Genomic DNA, 16,131 nt, shown 5'->3' on the forward strand with positions numbered 1-16,131 from the left:
AGAGCTTCCGGACCGCCTGTTTCATCCGCCCCCGCCCCTTCTCGTACATTAACGCCGCCCGCAATCTGACATTTTATGCAAGGGGCCCGTCAATGCGCAGGCGTCCCGCATCCAATGCCGGGAGCCGTCCGGCAAACGGTTCACACCCAAATGGCCACGACAGCCATAATCGTGAACCCGAGAACAATCGCAAGAAAGTTGCCGATGGTCCGCCACGTCCGGACCATGGGACCCTCCGACAAACCGTGAAGGGTGCCCAGATAGATGAAGGTGCCGGCTGCAAACGCCAATAGCGTCGGCTCAAGGAGCGGAAACCGGGACGACGACTGCCGGACAAGCGCTCCGGCAATCACGCCGGCCGGAACGCCTGCCACAAAAACAAGAAAACAAATGTGCCGCCTGGCAATGGACATGGGGCTGCGGGACAGCATCAAGGCAAGAGCGAATGCAGCCGCCCATTTATGGGCCAGAATCGCCAAGAAAATCAGTAACGCCACTCCTCCGGTCTTGCTGACCGACAAGGCTGCGCCAGCGAGAAAAGAGTGAATTGTCAGCATCGCAGTTGCGAGGACGGCAATAGACGCGATGCCGTTACCGTTTGCGTTCAGTCTCGCCCGGCCATACTGCTCCAGACAGGCAAGCGCCAATACCATCACCCCCGCAAGCAAGAATGGCCAAGGATAATCCACACCCTGCGTCTGGTAGTCGGCGGCTGCATCCGCCAGCAGGTGGATCAGACCTGCTCCCAGGAACACCCCGACAGACAGGGCCTCTCCCACACCGGCAAGCCGTCCGCCTGCAGAAAAGGCCTTTCCATTCAGTGCCGGCAATCCTGCGATCAGACCAATCAGCACGACGGCCAGGGTCATGCCAGCCAAGGGTATCCATGTCAGCAAGCCCCCTGTCCTTTCGATACATTTCCGAACCGGCTGTGCAAGCGTTGCCGTTTTGCCTTTTGACCTGCCTTGTCTTGATATCGCGCATCGCGCGCCCGGGCAATCCGGTGCAAGAGTTTAGCCCGTTACAACTGACTGACCCAGGCCGCCTGCTCAGGCAGGCCTTTCAGGTCAGGAACAGACATCGGCACGGATGGAATTGAACCTTGTGATATCCCGTGAAAGATCAAGGCCGTAGGTCTTGGCAACCCGAATGAAACGCGTGATGTATTCGCAATGATAGCCCTTGTTGCTGGGCAGCCATTGGGCCGGACCTTTTGCCCCTTTCGACCGGTTTTCTGTCGCGTCGACCACAAACAGGTTGACCGGATCATTGGCAAATTTTTTGCGCTTTGCAGAGCTCCAGTCATGCGCCCCGCGGCTCCAGGCCCATTTCAGCGGCACAAGGTGGTCGACATCGACATCCGCTGCATTGACGAAGATGCGGCCGCTATAGGGATCAAGCCAGCGTCCGCGCACCACCCTGCATTCGCGATTGCCGGAATAAAGAACCGTCCCCGTCGACAGGGAGGCCAGCATCTCCGCGCGCGTATTCTGGCAGTCGCCATCACTATCGGCCCAATCCCCGAAAGCCGCACGGTTGTAGGCGAGCCCGGCCGCCCCGGCGGGAACCTTGGCCGTGACCGGCTCAGAACTGCCGCAGTCCGGACAGTTTTTCGGCAACCGGCCGCCAGCCTGAAGACACCCATCCAAAGTGGGGAACGGCTTGAAGCTGGTCGTCCGCCCGTAGCTCGGGCTTTGCGGCGGATGGCAAATACCGGATTTCGAGAGCTTTACTTCCGCATGGCCCAAACCGGCCAGAACCAAAACGAGGGCGCAGCCACCCAGCACCGCCTGCAGCAAACGTTTCAAACGTCTCTCCCGTGAGTACATGGTTTCAAGACGCCCCAGTACTCACGGCGTGATCTTCAAAGTTGATTAACAGGCGAAACAATTTGCGCAATGACGGCCGATAGTCACAGGAAATGCACAGGCACCGTCATAGGCTTCCCATTTTGTTCGCAGTTGGGCCGGACAATATGAAGAATCAGATCCCGGCAGTCCTACCGGTTCTCATCGCGACGCTTTTCGTGCTGCAAGGCCGCGTGAGGATTTGCGTGGAAGTAGCTCCGGTCTCCCGTCAAAACGAGAGCAAATTCATCGATTTCCGCAATCACGGCGTCTGCGGCGCGCGCCAGGCCCGACTTCGGCCTCATGACACGCCGCGCGCGAATCATCGCACACCGGGCCTCACCGAGCTGCTTCAGCAGCTCTTGCCTGTCAAAATCGAGAGGCATCCGGGTTCGGCGGGTGGAGGTCATGAAGCGTATCGGCGCCCATCTGATTTGTTCTTCTTTTGTTCTTATCTCGAAATTCACTTCCCCGGTCAACTTTCCAGAGGTTGTTTCAAAGGATCGCAACAAGCCCGAGAGAATTGGCTGACACTGAAACGACGAAAAACGATCCGAAGACGGCGGATTTCCGCCGCCGTCTCCAAGACCATCGCATATCAGGCGAAGATAAAATCGTTTGCGCTCAGATCGTTGTAACCGTCGAACCAGCCCTCTTCGAGCACGATCACGTCATCGTAATAGGCGATCTCGAAATCGTCGAACCAGCCGCCGTCATCAAGCTCCAGCTCGTCGAAAGAGGTCACACCCGCATAGCTGAGATCGATCTTGTCCTCACCAACGGTGAAATCGGTGATCGTGTCCTTCTGGCCGTCCGCAACAAGAATGAAGATGTCGTTGCCGGCACCGCCGGTCAGTTCGTCCTTGCCTGCGCCATCGCAGATCCGGTCGTCACCCCTGCCGGCCGTGATGTGGTCGTTTCCGTCGAAGCCTTCAATCGAATCATCCCCCCGGTTGCCGCGCAACCAGTCACCGGCATCAGACCCTAGGATGAAGGCATCATCACCAAGATGACCCGTATTGTCCAACGGAATGAACTCGTCCTCGACCCAACGATCATCGGCATCATCCTCGTCAAGACCGGAAACGATCACGAGGCTGTCGCGCTCCATTTCGACATAGAAAATCGAGGATGAAATGACGTCAACCGCCTTTGCATAATTGGCAGAGGAATGGGAATCCCAGGCAAACGGGCTGTAGATGTTGCCGCCATCCCAATAAAGCGGTGTGCCGTAATACTCGTTGTAGAACACCAGGTTGCTGGTCGCGTAGTCGTAGTCGGTGTCATTTCCGAACGGATGGATCGTTCCGTCCGCAATGCCTGAGGGAACCGGATCGTTCTCGAAATCGACGCTGAAAATTTCCGCGCCCGAATCAAGCACGCTATCACCTTCGTCAGGCGTATAGTGCGACGCAAATCCGACATAGTTGGCATCGACAAAGAAGCCGTCGAGAAACTCGTCGCTGCGCTCCGCCATGTTTGTTACGGCACCACCGCCAAGAGAGTGGCCGGTCACGATCAGGTCTTCCGCCGTCAGGTCATTGGCAATCATGAAATCCTTGAGCGATGCCAGCAGATCCTCAAACGCCTTTTCGACATATTCGGGCTCGGATTTCAGGAATTCGAGATAATCGAACACATCGCCGAATTCATCAGTACCGTGAATTGCCAAGGCGACGCTGATCACCCTGCCGTTTTCGTCATATTGGGCGAAAACCTCGGCCTGAGCGTCCTTGAATTCATTTGTCTCGCCATAATAGGTACCGTTTTCGTCAACAGTGCCCGAATATCCCAGCACATCGGGACTCAGAATCGTCCATCCCCCAACGACCTGATCCGTGCTGATGACAATTGATGTATCGCCCGCTTCGTAGACCGACGAATAAGTCCCGTTAGCATAAGCGGAAAGCGCAACTGCGTTTGTGACCAGTGTGGAAGCGTCCTGACCCTTGTACTCGAAAAATGACATCCAATCCTCCCTTGGTTGTATTTTTTATGGATACATTTCTTAGTATGTTCCTGCCACTCTATTTTACGTAAACGTCACCATTTTTGACTAATCAATATTGGGGGGTAGACAAACTCAAGAAAATTTGAGCCCGGTCGGATTCGCTTCATAACCGGTCGGACATCGGCTGTACTTTGCCGAACCAAACTTCTAGACAGGACCGGGATGTCCGGGCACGCATTCGGAAACCGCAGAAAAACTGCGGCATCCAGGCAGAGAAGATGGGAGTTTGCAGCACATGCTTCATGGTGGAGATCTGTCCGTTGCCTGCGAGAGATATGGTGGCACCCCCGAACTCTGGCTGGACCTTTCGACCGGCATAAACCCCCACGGATTTACGGAGCATCAGCCAGTCCCGCAAAGCGCCTGGACGTCGTTGCCGGCCCATAGCGACCTGGACCGGCTGATTGGCGCGGCACGAACTGCCTATCAGATCCCGAATCACATCGGAGTTGCCGCCGCCCCCGGAACACAGGCGCTGATTTCCATGTTGCCACGCCTGCTGCCCGACGGCGAGGTCGCCATTGCAGTCCCGACCTACACCTCGCACCAATCGGCCTGGGAGCGGAGCGGGCGGACACCGGTCGAAGTCTCCAGCGTTTACGCCCTGCCCGCCAGCGCCCGCATTGTCGTGATCGTCAATCCGAACAATCCCGACGGACGGCTCGTCGATGTCAAAAGCCTTCTGGAAATCGCCCGGACACTCGGGAAGCGCGGTGGTTTTCTGGTTCTTGACGAGGCTTTTGCCGAGGTCATGCCGGGCGCGAGCATCCTGCCGCATCTGACAGACGAACCGGTTCTGGTCTTGAGGTCTTTCGGAAAATTCTTCGGCCTGGCAGGCCTGCGGCTCGGTTTTCTTGCTGGCCCTCAGGACATAATCCGGCAAGCGGCCTTGCACCTGGACAGCTGGGCGGTCAGTGGCCCGGCGCTTCACATCGGCACTGCAGCCCTTTCCAACAAGGACTGGCAGGAAAAAATGATGCGCCAGTTGTCCGACGAAATGGCAGATCTCACCCTTGCGCTTTCAGTTGCCGGGCTAGGTGTGTTTGGCGGCACCCCGCTTTATGCCCTTGCAGCCGCCCGCAACGCCAAGGGCCTGCACGAAGCACTCGCTCGCCACCGGATATGGACACGGGTCTTCGATTACGCGCCAACCTGGATCCGGATCGGCCTGCCGGGATCACAAGCAAATCTGGACCGGCTGTCAGCTGCCCTTGCAGAGGCGATGAAAGAGCTCTAACCAGCCTGCATGCTGCTTTACGAAAACACGCTGTGGCTGCTGCTGGCCGCAATTGCCTTGGATGCCGTTGTCGGCGATCCCGCCTGGCTCTGGCGCCGGTTTCCGCATCCGGTGGTTCTGTTCGGCAAGGTTATCTCGGCCCTGGACCGGCAGCTGAACCGCCCGGAGTTCGGACCGGGCAAGCGCCGTATGGCAGGCGTCTTGACGCTGATTGTTCTGGTGTCGGGCAGCCTTGCATCCGGCGCCGTCTTGCAGGCTGCCGCAAACCGCCTTCCCTTTGGCGAGATCCTGACGATTGTAATTGCGGCGGTCTTCATTGCCCAAAACAGCCTTTACACCCATGTGGCAGCAGTGCGCGACGGATTGACTGAATCCGGCCTTGAAGGCGGACGGCAGGCGGTCGCCATGATCGTCGGCCGTGATCCCAAGCAACTGGACGAGGCAGGCGTGTCGCGGGCTGCAATTGAATCCTGTGCCGAGAATTTTTCCGACGGTGTTGTCGCGCCTGTCTTCTGGTTCGCCGTACTCGGCCTTCCCGGGCTGATTGCCTACAAGGCGATCAACACGGCCGACAGCATGATCGGCCACAAAAACGAAAAACACGCCGACTTCGGCTGGGCCTCGGCGCGATTTGATGATCTCGTCAACCTGCCGGCTTCCCGGCTGGCTGCCCTGTTTGTTGCGCTCGCCGCACCGCGAGCGAACGGATCGCCCCTTCTGGCCTTCACCACTGTGCGCAAGGATGCCGGACAACACCGGTCTCCCAACGCCGGCTGGCCGGAGGCTGCCATGGCCGGTGCGCTTGGCCTCGCGCTCGCAGGCCCGCGCGTCTATCCGGGTTATACCGTCAACGACCCGTATATGAACGGCACCGGCCGAAAGGCCGCGAATGCCGCTGACATCTCCCGCAGCCTGAAGGTTCTTGCAGGCGCCTGCGTCGTTGAGGCTCTGCTGGTGCTGACCGGTGCCCTGATTGCATCCTTTTTTTGAACATCAGCATCACCGCCGGGCAGCGCGTGACAGCTGTCGCTGCTTGTGCCGTTCGCGCAAAAACACGACCAGCCCGCCCCCGATAATCAACAGGATGCCGCTGAACACGACAACATCAGGCAACTCTCCCCAGATCAACCAGCCCCAGATCACCGCAAAGGGCAGCCCGACATATTCAAACGGCGCAACGGTCGCGGCATCCGCAACACGGTAGGCCTGCGACATGGCATAGCCGATGATCGCAGAAAACCCGCCAAGGGCGAGGAACAGGTAGAGATCGCTACCGGCTGGCCAGACCCATTCCCGCAACAGGAATTTCATGCTGCTGTTCTCGAAACCGTCTGCAAACCGCCCATCCCCGGCAAGAAGAAAAAACACCAAGGAAACAAGCAGAAAAGTGGACTGGAAATAGACCGCAAGTGCGGACGCCTTTGCCGTGACGCCAAGCTTGCGGGTCATGATCTGCACCAGTGCATAGGCAAGCGCGCCGATGACAGGCAAAAGCAACACCCAGCGCCCACCTTCGATTTCCAGCTCGCTCTCCCAGGGCCTGAGCATCAGCATGACGCCAAAAAATCCGATGCCAACGGCCGCCAGACGCCATGGCCCGACCTTCTCTCCAAGAAGCGGGATCGACAGAAGGGTGATCATCAGCGGGGCAACGAAGAAAAGCGCGGTCGCCTCCGCCAATGGCACAATGGCAAGGGCGGTGAAAAAGCACATATTCGCGGTCACCATCAGCACCCCGCGCAGGACATGCAGCCATGGCCGATTGCTTTTCAGGATCGAAAAGCCTCCTTCGAAAGGCACGAAGAAAAACAGTGTCACCAACAGTGCAAGCGCGGAACGGGCAAACACCATCTGGTGAAGCGGGTAGCCTCCAGACAGATGCTTGATAAGCATGTCATTGACGGAAATGCCTGCAATGCCAAGCAACAGAAACCCGATACCAAGAGCGGGGCGCGAAATCGGTGTAGAAGAGTATTCGAGTGCCATAAAGCTGCCTACATCTTTCAGTGGCAGTTGCCTAGGCCACTCTCTCCAATTCTTGCCCCCTCAACGGTTCTCAGCAATCCGCATCAAGGCTTCGACATCAAACGCCGTCTCCAAATGCGCTGCCAAGTCGTCCAGAACCGTGTCGATGCGTCTGGAATAGGCCAGATCGGACACCGTGCCGAAACCGGCCAGAAAGGCCTTGCGGAACCGGTCGTCGGTGAAAAGCCCGTGCAGATATGTCCCGCAGACCCGGCCATCTGCCGAAATCGCGCCATCCGGCCGGGCCGGACTGTTCAGGCTCTGCAAGTGCATGAGCGGGCTAGCGCTGTCCGGGCCGTGCGTCCGGCCAATGTGGATTTCATAACCCGACACCGGTGCGCCGGTCGGAATGTGGGTTCCGTCCGCCTCCACCACGGACTTGTCCGGCGTCAGGACGGTATCGACATCGAGATAGCCCAGCCCCTCGACCGTTCCGGGGGTGCCCTCTATGCCGTCCGGATCGGAGATCGTCTTGCCGAGCATCTGGTATCCGCCGCAAACCCCCAGAATATGCCCACCCCGCCTGTGATGGGCCTTCAGGTCGATGTCCCAGCCCTGTTCCTTGAAAAAGGCCAGATCCCCGATCGTCGATTTCGAGCCGGGCAAAAGCACCATGTCCGCATCACCGGGCAAGGGTGTCCCGGGGCCGATCAGCTCCAAGGTCACGCCCGGCTCCATCCGCAGCGGGTCCAGATCATCGAAATTGGCAATGCGCGATATCACCGGCACGGCGATCCTGATGCTGCCGTCTCCCTGCCCGTGACTGAGATCCAGCGCATCTTCCGCCGGCAGTTTGTTGGCATCGGCAAACCACGGGATAACACCGAGCCCGGCCCAGCCCGTCCGCGCCTCGATCTCGCGCATGCCATCGTCGAACAGGCTGACATCACCCCGAAACCGGTTGATGAAGAACCCCTTGATGCGGTCCTGCTCGGAAGGTTCGAGCACCGCATGGGTGCCGACGACCGACGCAATCACACCACCCCGGTCAATATCCCCGCACAGGATCACGGGCAGGTCAGCCGCTTCGGCAAAGCCCATGTTGGCAATGTCGCCCGCGCGCAGATTGATCTCCGCCGGACTGCCTGCCCCTTCCACCAGAAGGATGTCACACTCTGCTTCAAGTCTTGAAAAACTCTCCAGAACTCTTGGAAGCAATTCGGCTTTTTGCTTTCCATATTCGCGGGCGCGCATGGTTCCGAAACGCTTGCCCTGCACGATGATCTGCGCACCGGTATCGGTTTCGGGTTTCAAAAGCACCGGATTCATATGGACCGACAACGGCACCCGGCACCCCATCGCCTGCAGCGCCTGCGCCCGGCCGATCTCGCCGCCATCGGCGGTCACCGCCGCGTTGTTAGACATGTTTTGCGGCTTGAACGGGCGCACGGCCATGCCGCGATTGGCCAACAATCGGCACAGCCCGGCCACGATCAGGCTCTTGCCGACATTCGAGCCGGTGCCCTGAACCATCACCGCAGGTGTGCGAGACATGCCCCGTATCATGTCAGAGGTCTTTCCTGAAAGACCTGAAGGACATGTCCTTGCGGACGTCAACTTCGCCGGTCTCGACATAGCCGCGCGCACGGTAAAACCGCTCTGCGGTGCCTGTGCTTTTCAGGCAGGACACGTCCACAAAACAATCCCGAAAATAGTCCTCAACCGCTCCCAGCAAGGCCCGGCTGACACCACTGAAGCGGGCTTCCGGCAAAACATAATTCAACAGCACATGTCCATCGGGACTGCCCATGGCAACACCCAGGATCCTGCGATCCGTATCTTGTGCGACAAACATCCGCCCCGGACCCGAGATCCATTTTTCGACATTTTCCGGTGTCTTGTTTTCAAGCCAGGACTCATACTTTTCCGGATCACCCCCGTGATCAGGGACGCAGAGTTTTATGATGGAGCGGCGCAACAACGCCGCGATTTCATGAGAGTCCGCGCTGCTGGCGGGAGAGATGCGGTATGGCATTTTTTGGTAGATCGTACCCCGTCACGTCCATGGGCAAACAGGTCTGCACGAGGCGGCTCAAATGTACTTATCAGCCGCACGTCATCCCGGCCATGCAAAGCGCAGAGCCGGGATCGGAGAGCCACAGGTCCGGATAAATCACGAGCTCTGCGATCCCGGATAAAGCCGTCGGCTTTTCCGGGATAACAGCAACAAGTGCCCCCACCGGACATCACGCAGCATAATCACCGAATTTTTTAGAACTCAACACCTTCCTGCGGCTTCACACCGGAACGGAAGGGGTGCTTGACTTGGGTCATGTCGGTCACAAGATCGGCAATCTCGATCAGTTCATCCTTGGCATTGCGACCGGTGATGACAACATGCACGTCTTCCGGCTTTTCGTTTTTCAGGAAATCGACAACCTCCTCGATCGGCAGGTAGTCGTAGCGGAGCACAATATTGAGCTCGTCACACAGAACCAGACGAAAATCGCCGGAGGTGATCATGTCCTTGGCGGCTTCCCAGGCTTGACGCGCGGCGTCGATATCCCGCTGCCGGTCCTGGGTTTCCCAAGTGAAACCCTCGCCCATGCGCTTGATGGTCACAAGGTCGTCAAACCGCTCAAGCGCCATCCGCTCGCCGGTCTCGATCCGGCCCTTGACGAACTGAACCACGCCGACCTTGTGGCCGTGACCGAGTGAGCGGAAGACGAGACCGAAGCCGGCGGTCGACTTGCCCTTTCCCTTGCCCGTATTGACGATCACGAGACCCTTTTCGATGGTCTTGGTCGCCATGATCTTGTCCCGCGCGGCCTTTTTCTTGCGCATCTTGTCGGCGTGGCGGGCGTTGAGCTCTTCCTCGGTCAATTCAGCAGTCGTCTTGTCGGTCATGTCAGTTTCCCCCCGAAAGAGCGGTTTTCAGTTCACCCAGATGGGCATGTGTCGAGTTCCGGCGCGGCGTCCACAGATCCCGGCGGATCGCCTCGTCGAAACGGGTCAGTATGTCAGCATAGGCGGCCGGGTTGGCCTGTTCCAGAAAGCTACGCACCTCGGCGTTCTCCAGATAGGCCTCGAACAACTGATCGAAATGGTGGTCGCCCACGGCCCGCGTTGTGGCTGAAAAGGCAAACAGATAATCGAGCGTTGCCGCAATCTCGAAGGCGCCCTTGTAGCCGTGACGCATGACCCCCCTGATCCATTTCGGATTGGCCGCCCGCCCGCGCACGACCCGGCCGATTTCTTCCGACAGGCTCCGCACAACAGGTCGTTCCGGCCGGGAATGGTCATTGTGATAGATGCGCGGCGCTTGACCCTTAAGGGCTTCGACGCTGGCCGCCAGTCCGCCTTCGAACTGATAGTAGTCATCGCTGTCGAGCAGATCATGCTCGCGATTGTCCTGATTGTGCAGGACCGCATCCACCGATGACAGCCGGGTTTTCAGGTCGTCCCTGGCAGCCTGTCCGGACGCGCCGCCGCCATAGGCATAGCCGCCCCACTCCAGAAAGGCGTCGGCGAAATCGCTGCGCTCGTCCCAGATCCCTTCATCGATCAGCGCTTGCAGTCCGGCGCCATAAGCGCCCGGCTTGGAGCCGAACACCCGGAACCCGGCGCGGAAAGATGCCTCATCGGCATCAACCCCTTGCGCCTCGAAACTCAGCCGGTCTTTCAGGACACGCGCCGCTATCGGATTGGCGCCTTCCGGTTCGTTCAATTTTGAAACCGCCCGAACGGCACTGTCGAACAGGTCGACCTGATGCGGGAAGGCATCCCGGAAGAAGCCGGAAACCCGCAAGGTGACATCGATGCGGGGACGCTGCAGCTCGGACAGAGACAGGATCTCAAAGCCGGTCACCCGGCCGGACCCTGCCTCCCAGACCGGCCTGGCCCCGATCAGGGCCAAAGCCTGCGCAATGTCGTCACCGCCGGTGCGCATGTTGGCCGTCCCCCAACAGGTCAAAACCAGCGAGACCGGCCACTCGCCTTCCTCCTGAAAATAGCGCTCGGCCACCAGGGACGCAGATTGCCGCCCCAGCCGCCATGCCGTTTCCGTCGGCACGGCCCGCACATCAACCGAATAGAAGTTCCGGCCGGTGGGCAACACGTCCGGACGGCCGCGAGACGGCGCCCCGGACGGCCCCGGTGGCACAAATTTTCCAGCCAGCGCGTCAAGCACGGCTTGCGTCTCGGCGAGGCCCGAGCCTGTGACAGACGGGGCTATCCGCGTCCGGATTTCCTGCAGGACGGCCTCCGTCGCCTCAAATCCTTCGCGAACCTCAAGGGTTCTCGTGATCTCGCGCGCGAAAAGCTCAAGCCGTTCCACCGTGTCACCGCAAGAGCGCCAGGGCGCATCGCAAACGGCCTTCAAAGCTTCCGGCTTCGGTCCGGCCCAGTCTTGCGCAAAGTCGCAAGTGAGCGGATCAAATAACGTCAGCTTCATCGTCATCCCGGACGAAACATCAGCGGAGGTCCCGGATCGGGGAGCCGGGGTCTGGCCGTTGTTCCCGGGCTCTCCGGTCCCGGCTGGCGTTGCACCTGGCCGGGATGACGCTTCGGCAAATTCGGAAAGACCGAAGTCTTGCACAAGGGCCCGCAAGAGGCTTTCGTCTTTTGGCTCCGTGCCGCGCGGGACACGGGTGAGTGCCACCAGAAGGTCGGTCAAAAGCTCTCCCTCCGGACTTTCACCCAGGATATGCAGGCCATCCCGGATTTGCAGCTCCTTGAGATCACACAAATGGGCATCGAGACGCGCAAGACGGGTGTCCTCGTCCATCTCCGCGGTAATGCCGATGTCCTTGTCGAGACCGTGCCGGGCGGCGACGTCGAGAATGTCACGCGTGAGCGCCTTCAAACGGCGTGGATCAACACCGCTCGCCAGATAATATTCATCCAGCAGGGTTTCGAGCTCTTCCGCCACCCCATGGCTTTCAGCGCGGGTCAACGGGGGCGTCAGATGGTCGACAATCACGGCCGACGTCCGGCGCTTGGCCTGCGCGCCTTCGCCGGGATCATTGACAATGAACGGATAGATGTTGGGGACAGGTCCAAGCACCGCTTCCGGGAAACAGGCTTCCGAGAGAGCCAGTGCCTTTCCGGGCAGCCATTCCAGATTGCCGTGCTTTCCGAGATGGATCACAGCATCGGCACCGAATGTGGTCCGCAGCCAGATGTAAAACGCGAAATAGTGGTGCGGCGGCACCAGATCCGGATCGTGATAGGTGTCCTTCGGGTCAATGTTGTAGCCGCGCGCCGGTTGAATGCCGACGACCTGATTGCCGAACCGGTGCAGCGCGAGCCGGAATGCCCCGTCAACCACATGAGGATCGTCCTCCGCCGCGCCCCAACGCTCTGTGACGGCCTCCCTGACCGCTTTGGGCAAGCTCTCGAAAGCACGCTTGTAAGAAAACATATCAAGCTCTTGATATGTTTTTCTTTTTACCCTCTCTTCAAGCGCATTCGTAACACCCGAGGTGAGACGTGCCATCAACTCGCCGGCAGTGCGTGGCGCATCACCGCACTCAAATCCGGCTGAAGCCATTGCCTGCAACAATCCAACACAAGAGGCTGGCGTATCCAGCCCGACCCCATTGGCCAGCCGCCCGTCCTTGTTCGGATAGTTTGCAAGGATCAGCGCCGCCTTCTTGTCACGCGCTTCCCCATGTCCCAAGCGGGCCCAGCCGGCCGCAAGCCGCGCGACAAATGCGATCCGGTCCGGAACCGGCACAAAACGAACCGGGGTCGACTGGGTCGCCTCGTCATATGTGCCTTCTTCCTTGAACGACGCCGCCCGGCTCAGGATCCGGCCATCGATCTCGGGAAGAACCACATGCATGGCAAGATCACGGATCGACAGGCCTTGATCACTGTCTTCCCAGCCTTCCCGGGAAGAGGATGAAAACACCACCTGCAGGACCGGCTTGCCCGGTGCGTCCAGAGGCGTTGTCTGGTGGGCCGCGCCTGCCTTGGAGACGGCAAAGGCGGTCGCGTTGATGACCACATCCGGCTTTGCCGCCTCAAACAGGCTGGCCAGAATGCCGGCGGATTCCGCCTCCTTCAGGCTGGAAACGAACACCGGCAGCGCATTGATCCCGGCCTCGTCGAGCGCCGTGACCAACGCATCGACCGGCGGTGTCTGCGCGCTTTGAACCAGCGCCCGGTAAAAGGTGATCGCCGCGACCGGCCGGTCCGGTTCCCGCCACGAGGCTTTCAGGGCCTCAAGGTCCGGCACTGCCGTTCCCGGCAGATAGATCCCGGCCCGCGGCAAGGGCACCGGATGGGCGGGCTCGTCTTCAGGGTCCAGCAGATATGCGCAGAATTTCAGGAAATTGGCATAATTTCCCGTCCCGCCCTCGGCGAGATAACGCCACAGCCGGTGCACATCCGCTTGCCCCAGGGTAGACCGGCTTGCAAGGTCCTTGTCCCACTTGTCGTCGCCAGGCAGAACCGCCAGCCGGACACCGGATGCGCGGGCTTCTTCTTCCAGCCGCTCCAACCCGTAGCGCCAGTATTCCACGCCGCCCAGCACCCGCACCACGGCGAGTTTGGACCCGGCCACGGTTTGCCCGGCATAAAGATCCACCGAATAGGGATGCTGAAGCGCCATGATGGAGGCAAGACGCAAGCTGGCGCGCGCCTCGTGAAGTCCCGCATGGGCCGCCGCAAGGCTGCCCAGTTCGGTGTCGGCTGCGGAGAGAAACAGAATGTCGGCAGGCGACTGGCCAAGGTCGACCGCGTCGCCGCCATCATCTATACGCCGGGTCTGGCTGGCAAGAATATGCATGTCGTCAGGCGGCTTTTTGGCTCGCACCCACAAGGGCTTCAACCGCTCCGAAATCAAGGCCCTTCAGACCGATCACAACCAGCCGCCCGGCACTTTCCGCACCGGCTGCGAACCATGTCTCGACACGCGGGCCAACCGCCTGAACCATGGCAGGCGCCGCCTTGCCCTCGATCCGGACAGCTCCCTTGATACGCAAGACACCTTTCAGCGCCATGGCCTCAAGAACCCGCGCTTCCGCGTCCTTCAGACTGTCAAAGCCCGGGACACTGAGGACGTAGCTTTCAAAGTCATCATGGTGGTGGTGATCGTGATGATGATGGTCATCATCACCGTCATGATCATGGTCGTCATCATCGTGGTCATGATGATGTTGATGATGTTCATGGCGTGCGGCCATATCATCTTCGGCAGCAGAATCGCGTCCAAGCAGCACGTCGATCGGCAGCGTTCCCTTTTCCGAGGCAACCATGTGAACCGCTTCGCGCAAATCTTCTGAAATGCGCGCCCGAACGGCTTCAAGCTGGTCTGCGGAGACAAGGTCCGCCTTGTTCAGCACCACCAGATCGGCACATTTCAGCTGATCGTGGAAGAGCTCTTCTACCGGGCTTTCGTGATCAAGCGCCTCATCGGCGGCTCGCTGCGCCTCCAGTGCCTCTTCATCAAGGGCAATCCGGCCCTCGGCCAAGGCCGCAGCATCCAGAACCGTGACCACACCGTCGACTGTCACCTTCGGCTTTACGCTTGGCCAGGAGAAGGCGCGGACAAGCGGCTGCGGCAAGGCGAGACCGGAGGTTTCGATGACAATATGTTCCGGCGGGTTGTCGCGGGCGAGCAGCATTTCCATGGTCGGCAGGAAGTCATCGGCAACCGTGCAACAAATGCAGCCATTGGTCAGTTCCACAACCTCCTCCGCCGCACAGTCAGGATCGGCACAACCGTTGACCAGAGATCCGTCAAAGCCCATGTCGCCGAACTCGTTGACGATAAGCGCAATCCGCTTGCCATTGGCGTTTAGCAACAAATTGCGGATCAGCGTGGTCTTGCCCGCCCCGAGGAACCCGGTCACGATGGTTGCGGGAATTTTCTGTCCAGATTTCATAGTATTATTTCCGGTCCCTGACGTGGTTTAAGAAGAATAGGCTGCCCCGAGGCCACAAACACGACCTTGCCGCAGATGTGGCCGATATCCTGATTGAGCCGCCCTTGCGCGTCTCGGAACGACCGGGACAAACGGTTATCCGGCACAATTCCCATGCCGACTTCATTGGAGACAAACACACACGGTCCCTTGAGATCGGCAACGGCGGCACACAGGCGTTCGCTTTCGAGCTCAAGATCACGTTCTTGCATCATCAGATTGGAGAGCCAAAGGGTCAAACAGTCGACCAGCAAGACCCGGTCGGCTGCCGCTTCTCGCGCAAGAACACCAACGAGATCAATCTGCTCCTCGATGGTGTCCCAGTAGTGATCGCGATCACGCTGGTGCCGGTCGATCCGCGCGCGCATCTCATCATCATACGCCTCGCATGTCGCAACATAGACACGCGGCAAGCCGGACTTTATTGCAAGGCGCTCAGCAAATTGACTTTTTCCGGAACGGGCACCGCCGACCACCAGAATTCCCGGATTCTGTATCATGGCACGGAGCTGCCATTACATGTGCCGGACACAGCCGGCATGTCGCTGCACCGCCGCTTCAGAGCCATCATCTTACCTTTCACCGTCCGCCCGACGGCCTTGTGGTTCGCATCCGCATCATGGCCGGTCTCCTGGCTTGCGGGTCGATGCGGACGCTCCCTTCCCGGTTTCCCAGTGGGCTGTCAGCGCCAGCTCTCCGCCTACAGTTGCGGGGGCAGCTCCGGATTGGAAAGGCGAACGATGTTCGCCTGAGGACCGGATTCCCGTTTCATTCCGGCACAACGGCAAACCCGCCACCGGAAACCATGACACACCACACCTATATCGTCCGGCACCCGCATACAAGCCGCAGCTCACCCTGCACTGCAACAAGCCGAACTCACGGACGGCGGCACAAAATCACAGATCAGTTCAGGGCCCATTCCGGGATGGAACTGCTGCCAACCTGAACGCCAGCCTATCTCTATCCTTCTGATATCACGTTAGTTTTCCACACAACGCGCAAGACACCCACAAAGCTGTCAAAAAATCTGGAATTGGGGCTTGGCAAAACGCAAAAGGCTCTGATATACGCATCCTCACTGACGGGGCGGTTGCAAGCCGCCTTGAAAAGTGGTGATCCCCAGTAGCTCAGTTGGTA

At 59.3% G+C, this 16,131-nt stretch carries 13 protein-coding genes and 1 riboswitch; of the genes, 3 read left to right on the forward strand and 10 right to left on the reverse strand.

Annotated features, from left to right (window positions below):
- Positions 1–140: 140 nt before the first annotated feature.
- Positions 141–896: a ZIP family metal transporter gene (locus E1297_RS09965; protein WP_155137417.1), complete on the reverse strand. Its 756-nt coding sequence runs from the start codon at positions 894–896 to the stop codon at positions 141–143.
- Positions 897–1,067: 171 nt separating this feature from the next.
- Entirely contained in the window at positions 1,068–1,808 is a 741-nt protein-coding gene (locus E1297_RS09970; protein WP_209015735.1) for an HNH endonuclease family protein, read from the reverse strand.
- Between the two features lie 167 nt (positions 1,809–1,975).
- On the opposite strand from E1297_RS09970, the gene E1297_RS09975 reads away from it, so the two are divergent.
- Positions 1,976–2,485, forward strand: a complete 510-nt coding sequence (locus E1297_RS09975) for a hypothetical protein (RefSeq protein ID WP_155137423.1) — start codon at positions 1,976–1,978, stop codon at positions 2,483–2,485.
- Here the strand turns inward: E1297_RS09975 and E1297_RS09980 are convergent.
- Entirely contained in the window at positions 2,446–3,816 is a 1,371-nt protein-coding gene (locus E1297_RS09980) for a calcium-binding protein (protein WP_155137426.1), read from the reverse strand. The two genes, E1297_RS09975 and E1297_RS09980, sit on opposite strands and share 40 nt — an antisense overlap.
- Positions 3,817–4,093: 277 nt before the next feature.
- On the opposite strand from E1297_RS09980, the gene cobD reads away from it, so the two are divergent.
- Together cobD and cbiB are read left to right on the forward strand one after the other, a co-directional pair.
- Complete coding sequence (cobD, locus tag E1297_RS09985) at positions 4,094–5,095, forward strand: threonine-phosphate decarboxylase CobD (RefSeq protein WP_155137429.1); 1,002 nt, start codon at positions 4,094–4,096, stop codon at positions 5,093–5,095.
- A 9-nt stretch (positions 5,096–5,104) separates the two neighbouring features.
- A complete protein-coding gene (gene cbiB, locus E1297_RS09990; protein WP_155137432.1) occupies positions 5,105–6,085 on the forward strand; it encodes an adenosylcobinamide-phosphate synthase CbiB in 981 nt (326 codons plus the stop codon).
- A gap of 9 nt (positions 6,086–6,094) precedes the next feature.
- Here cbiB and E1297_RS09995 read toward each other — a convergent pair whose 3' ends face one another.
- The 7 genes from E1297_RS09995 to cobU form a co-directional block, all read right to left on the reverse strand.
- On the reverse strand, positions 6,095–7,081 hold the full coding sequence (locus tag E1297_RS09995) for a DMT family transporter (protein WP_155137435.1): 987 nt from the start codon (positions 7,079–7,081) through the stop codon (positions 6,095–6,097).
- Positions 7,082–7,141: 60 nt separating this feature from the next.
- A complete protein-coding gene (locus E1297_RS10000) occupies positions 7,142–8,614 on the reverse strand; it encodes a cobyric acid synthase (RefSeq protein WP_155137438.1) in 1,473 nt (490 codons plus the stop codon).
- Between the two features lie 13 nt (positions 8,615–8,627).
- Entirely contained in the window at positions 8,628–9,095 is a 468-nt protein-coding gene (locus E1297_RS10005) for a GNAT family N-acetyltransferase (RefSeq protein WP_155137441.1), read from the reverse strand.
- A 236-nt stretch (positions 9,096–9,331) separates the two neighbouring features.
- Positions 9,332–9,967: a cob(I)yrinic acid a,c-diamide adenosyltransferase gene (gene cobO / locus E1297_RS10010; protein WP_155137444.1), complete on the reverse strand. Its 636-nt coding sequence runs from the start codon at positions 9,965–9,967 to the stop codon at positions 9,332–9,334.
- A 1-nt stretch (position 9,968) separates the two neighbouring features.
- Complete coding sequence (gene cobN, locus E1297_RS10015) at positions 9,969–13,853, reverse strand: cobaltochelatase subunit CobN (protein WP_155137447.1); 3,885 nt, start codon at positions 13,851–13,853, stop codon at positions 9,969–9,971.
- A 4-nt stretch (positions 13,854–13,857) separates the two neighbouring features.
- Complete coding sequence (cobW, locus tag E1297_RS10020) at positions 13,858–14,952, reverse strand: cobalamin biosynthesis protein CobW (RefSeq protein WP_155137450.1); 1,095 nt, start codon at positions 14,950–14,952, stop codon at positions 13,858–13,860.
- Positions 14,949–15,491 (reverse strand): bifunctional adenosylcobinamide kinase/adenosylcobinamide-phosphate guanylyltransferase, encoded by a 543-nt coding sequence (cobU, locus tag E1297_RS10025; RefSeq protein WP_155137453.1) that lies wholly within the window; start codon positions 15,489–15,491, stop codon positions 14,949–14,951. The genes cobW and cobU overlap by 4 nt, the downstream gene beginning before the upstream one ends.
- Positions 15,492–15,594: 103 nt before the next feature.
- Positions 15,595–15,814: riboswitch (cobalamin riboswitch) on the reverse strand.
- Positions 15,815–16,131: the final 317 nt, after the last annotated feature.

It is taken from the genome of Roseibium sp. RKSG952, assembly GCF_009711355.1.

What these genes read in the sequence shown, in the direction of transcription:
- E1297_RS09995 (WP_155137435.1), bottom strand. Translation starts at nt 7,081, where the DNA reads ATGGCACTCGAATACTCTTCTACACCGATTTCGCGCCCCGCTCTTGGT.
- cobW (WP_155137450.1), bottom strand. Translation starts at nt 14,952, where the DNA reads ATGAAATCTGGACAGAAAATTCCCGCAACCATCGTGACCGGGTTCCTC.
- E1297_RS09980 (WP_155137426.1), bottom strand. Translation starts at nt 3,816, where the DNA reads ATGTCATTTTTCGAGTACAAGGGTCAGGACGCTTCCACACTGGTCACA.
- cobO (WP_155137444.1), bottom strand. Translation starts at nt 9,967, where the DNA reads ATGACCGACAAGACGACTGCTGAATTGACCGAGGAAGAGCTCAACGCC.
- cbiB (WP_155137432.1), top strand. Translation starts at nt 5,105, where the DNA reads ATGCTGCTTTACGAAAACACGCTGTGGCTGCTGCTGGCCGCAATTGCC.
- cobU (WP_155137453.1), bottom strand. Translation starts at nt 15,491, where the DNA reads ATGATACAGAATCCGGGAATTCTGGTGGTCGGCGGTGCCCGTTCCGGA.
- cobN (WP_155137447.1), bottom strand. Translation starts at nt 13,853, where the DNA reads ATGCATATTCTTGCCAGCCAGACCCGGCGTATAGATGATGGCGGCGAC.
- E1297_RS09975 (WP_155137423.1), top strand. Translation starts at nt 1,976, where the DNA reads ATGAAGAATCAGATCCCGGCAGTCCTACCGGTTCTCATCGCGACGCTT.
- cobD (WP_155137429.1), top strand. Translation starts at nt 4,094, where the DNA reads ATGCTTCATGGTGGAGATCTGTCCGTTGCCTGCGAGAGATATGGTGGC.
- E1297_RS10005 (WP_155137441.1), bottom strand. Translation starts at nt 9,095, where the DNA reads ATGCCATACCGCATCTCTCCCGCCAGCAGCGCGGACTCTCATGAAATC.
- E1297_RS10000 (WP_155137438.1), bottom strand. Translation starts at nt 8,614, where the DNA reads ATGTCTCGCACACCTGCGGTGATGGTTCAGGGCACCGGCTCGAATGTC.